Below are 3,247 nucleotides of genomic sequence, written 5' to 3'. Positions count from 1 at the left end.
CGGGTGCGGCATGGTTCAAGCCGCTTCGCCCAGCGGCTCACGCTTGATTTGCTGACTCCGAAACGCTGGGCCGTCTCTTCAAAGCTCAGACCGTCCCGGGCTTTGCTCTCCAAAATCTTCCGACGAAAATCTATTGAGTATGCCATGCGCACACTGTAGTCACTTTATACTGCTTTGGCTATATACATCTCTATGCTCCCTTCGTCAAAAAATTTATAGCAAACTCCAACTGAAAGCGGCTTGCCCCCAGCGTGACTATACAGATTCAGGTGCCTACACAGTAGATAAAGAACCTACCTTAATTAGAAGGCATCCTCCTACCTTGGTAGAAGGCACTCTCCTATGTAGTGTAGGAGCTTGCCTTCTACCAAGGTAGGAGTTTATAGCCTCTCCTGAATGCCGCCCTACGAAGATAACGTCTTGCATTATTACCGGAAGATGTTATCATGTCAGCATGATCAAATCGTTCCGCTGCAAAGAAAGCAAAAAAATATTTGGCAGGGCATTTTCCAAGAAGCTGCCGCCGGACATTCAGGAGGCGGCCCGCCAGAAGCTGGTGCTTCTTGATGCCGCGACCTCCTTGAATGACCTGCGGATTCCTCCGGGCAACAGATTGGAAGAGCTGAAAGACGACCGGAAAGGTCAGCACAGCATTCGGATTAACGGCCAATGGCACATCTGCTTTATGTGGAAAGACGGCGATGCATTGGATATTGAAATAGTTGATTACCACTGACACGGTGACAGACGATGAAAGCACAGAAAATGCCTCCGATTCATCCAGGAAAAATCCTGCTTGAGAAATTTCTTCAGCCGATGGGTATCAGCCAGTACCGGCTTGCCAAAGACATGTCTGTTCCGCCGCGCAGAATCAATGAAATCGTGCATCAGAAAAGAGCGATAAGCGCGGACACCGCATTGCGCCTTGGCATCTTCTTTGACATGTCGCCGCAGTTCTGGATGAATCTGCAAAGCAGGTATGATTTGGAGAAAGCTGAGGACATGCTGCAAGGCAAGCTGAAGCAGGAAGTGCATAGGTATCGGGAGGAAACCTGCCGCAGCATGAAGCAATGAAAATTGAATATGACAGCAGAAAACGGCAATATGCTTTGGAGGAGCGCGGCCTTGATTTTGAAGATGCGCCGACGGTCTTCAACAGTCCGCGCCGCATCACTTGGGAAGACACACGGCAGGATTACGGCGAAAGAAGAGAAATAACAATGGGTGAGCTTGCCGGTCGTTTGGTTGTTCTGGTTCATACGAAACGCGGCAGCAGCATCCGCATCATTTCCATGAGGAAAGCCAATGAAAGAGAATGCCGCTGGTTTGAAGAGCAATTTTCCGAAGAGTGACAGCCATGAAATCAGTCAGGCTGAATATGACGAAATTCCTGAGCTGCCAGCCGAATTCTTTGCCGAGGGCAAACTGTACCGGAACGGCAGGCCCGTGAAGCGGAGCGCACAAAGGGGACATAAAAAGCCGCAGCTCGCTGTCCGCATTAACAGGGAGATTGTCGAATTCTTTAAAGCGCATGGCGAAGGCTGGCAGGCTGAACTCAACGCCGTGCTTCAGCGGCATGTTGATTCCAAGCACGCTGTGTGAAGCCCTGCCGGACTGTTTTTTCCGCCCGCTTTCCTTTGTTCAATCCGCCAATTCCTCATGCGTATAACCTACCCACCCCAACTCCCCATCTACGCCGCCAAGGATGCGGTCATCCAAGCGATTCAGCAGCACCAAGTCGTTGTTGTCGCGGGCGATACTGGCTCCGGCAAGACCACCCAATTGCCCAAGATGTACTTGGAAGCTGGCCGGGCCGCAGGCAGGAGCCTGATCGGCTGCACGCAGCCCCGCCGCATTGCCGCCATCTCAGTGGCCGAGCGCGTGCAGGAGGAACTGGCCGCGCCGGAGCTGGTTGGATGCAAGCTCCGCTTCAGCGACCGCACCGGCCCGCAGAACAAGATCAAGTTCATGACCGACGGGGTTTTGCTGGCCGAGACGCAGGGCGACCGCGACCTGCGCCGTTATGACACCTTGATCATTGACGAAGCGCATGAGCGCAGCCTGAGCATCTTTCAGCCCGCGCTCCAACTTAGCGGAAGTCATCCTCCGCGACAAGGCACTGCGCACGGTGGGCAGAAAAGCAACTAACAGCCCTGCCGTTCCACAATTCTTCCAGTCACATACTTGTGCAGAATGCTGGTCACAAGCGTCTGCCACGGAACCCCCTCTTCCAGAGCCTTGGCCTTCAACGCCTCGGCATCCCGTTTGGAAACCATCACGTTGATTTGACAGTCCCGTGCCGAAGTTTCAGCGGCAGCCTGCATCAATCGCTTTTTAAACGAATCTAAGTCGCTGACAGAATTCCATTCTTCGTTTTCAACCGAATCAATCAGTTCCTGTTCGTTGTTCACATTCATTTTTTGCCGTCCAATTTATATCGCTTTGTGTATTTCCTGCATGGAAACAGCGTCTTCAGGAAAAAGTCGCCGTTCGCCTCCTCGACTGCCGGAACACAGACCGCATAGCGGCCAATTTCCACAATGATGACAATCTGGTCTGCGTATTGCTCTTTGTTTGAATGCTCCAGAATATCGAGCAGATGCCCTTCTTCAATTGCAACAACGATCCGCTCGAACGAGATGCCTTGTTCTTTCTTCAATACTTCATTTTTCTGCTCATTCCAATGAAATGCCATTGATCATCTTGCTCGTTTGTATTCCGCCAGCTTTGCCAGCAAGGCACGGAAGACGTACCCCTTTTCAAGGGTGAGCAGCGCGTCTTCCGCCTACTATCAATTGATCTCTGGCCGCCAAAGGATCGTCGCCATAGCTGCGCTCCAAGTGTGGGATTAACTGCCTTGCATGATTTCTGGAATAACCAGAATCTGGCATCGTAAAGCGGAGACAGGGACTTGTCAAGAGAAATAGAGAGGGAGCTGGAATAAAAATGCTGCGTCCGCAGCGCAGGGAGATGATAGTGCTATGTGATCGATACGATCATAGCGTTATGATCAGTGGGATGTAAGCGTTGTCATTGCTGCGCCCCCTGCCTCTGCCATCTTGTCATTTTGACCGCCGGGAGAAATCTCAGAGCGTGGCAGCAGGAAATTCATAGTGCTGCTCGGAATGATAAGCGGTTCTTACTTGCTGTATGAACCTATCCCAAAAATTCTGAAAGGATGTTAAGCTGCCCGGTGGTGGTCAAATGGCAAGTGATGCTCTCAAGTTGAGATTGTAGCGGACAATGA

At 51.5% G+C, this 3,247-nt stretch carries 8 protein-coding genes; 5 read left to right on the top strand and 3 right to left on the bottom strand.

Annotation, left to right across the window (positions count from 1 at the left end; all coding sequences use genetic code 11):
• Window positions 1-146, bottom strand: a 146-nt coding sequence (locus ACNKID_RS10880; RefSeq protein WP_417913455.1) for a helix-turn-helix domain-containing protein, incomplete at its 3' end; no start/stop codon positions are given.
• A gap of 308 nt (window positions 147-454) precedes the next feature.
• On the opposite strand from ACNKID_RS10880, the gene ACNKID_RS10875 reads away from it, so the two are divergent.
• Genes ACNKID_RS10875 through ACNKID_RS10855 form a run of 5 tightly spaced genes read left to right on the top strand, consistent with a single transcriptional unit; the run spans window position 455 to window position 2,148 of the window.
• Window positions 455-736, top strand: coding sequence for a type II toxin-antitoxin system RelE/ParE family toxin (locus ACNKID_RS10875; RefSeq protein ID WP_417913454.1), 282 nt, complete (start codon window positions 455-457; stop codon window positions 734-736).
• Between the two features lie 14 nt (window positions 737-750).
• The gene (locus tag ACNKID_RS10870) at window positions 751-1,074 is read left to right on the top strand and encodes a HigA family addiction module antitoxin (protein ID WP_417913453.1); all 324 of its coding nucleotides are present in this window, start codon (window positions 751-753) and stop codon (window positions 1,072-1,074) included.
• Window positions 1,071-1,352, top strand: coding sequence for a BrnT family toxin (locus tag ACNKID_RS10865; RefSeq protein ID WP_417913452.1), 282 nt, complete (start codon window positions 1,071-1,073; stop codon window positions 1,350-1,352). Before ACNKID_RS10870 ends, ACNKID_RS10865 begins: the two co-directional genes overlap by 4 nt.
• Window positions 1,306-1,602 carry a BrnA antitoxin family protein gene (locus ACNKID_RS10860; protein ID WP_417913451.1) on the top strand — a complete coding sequence of 99 codons (297 nt, stop codon included), beginning with the start codon at window positions 1,306-1,308 and terminating at the stop codon, window positions 1,600-1,602. The genes ACNKID_RS10865 and ACNKID_RS10860 overlap by 47 nt, the downstream gene beginning before the upstream one ends.
• Before the next feature lie 57 nt (window positions 1,603-1,659).
• A complete protein-coding gene (locus ACNKID_RS10855) occupies window positions 1,660-2,148 on the top strand; it encodes a DEAD/DEAH box helicase (RefSeq protein WP_417913450.1) in 489 nt (162 codons plus the stop codon).
• Here the strand turns inward: ACNKID_RS10855 and ACNKID_RS10850 are convergent.
• Both ACNKID_RS10850 and ACNKID_RS10845 read right to left on the bottom strand, forming a co-directional pair.
• Window positions 2,145-2,417: an antitoxin gene (locus ACNKID_RS10850; protein ID WP_417913449.1), complete on the bottom strand. Its 273-nt coding sequence runs from the start codon at window positions 2,415-2,417 to the stop codon at window positions 2,145-2,147. The genes ACNKID_RS10855 and ACNKID_RS10850 overlap by 4 nt on opposite strands.
• A complete protein-coding gene (locus ACNKID_RS10845) occupies window positions 2,414-2,695 on the bottom strand; it encodes a toxin (protein ID WP_417913448.1) in 282 nt (93 codons plus the stop codon). Before ACNKID_RS10845 ends, ACNKID_RS10850 begins: the two co-directional genes overlap by 4 nt.
• Between the last annotated feature and the right edge of the window lie 552 nt (window positions 2,696-3,247).

The organism is Candidatus Electronema sp. TJ (assembly GCF_048287355.1).
Taxonomy (GTDB): domain Bacteria; phylum Desulfobacterota; class Desulfobulbia; order Desulfobulbales; family Desulfobulbaceae; genus Electronema.
Note: the sequence above shows the minus strand (reverse complement) of the source record. Positions and strands in the feature narration are given on the sequence as shown.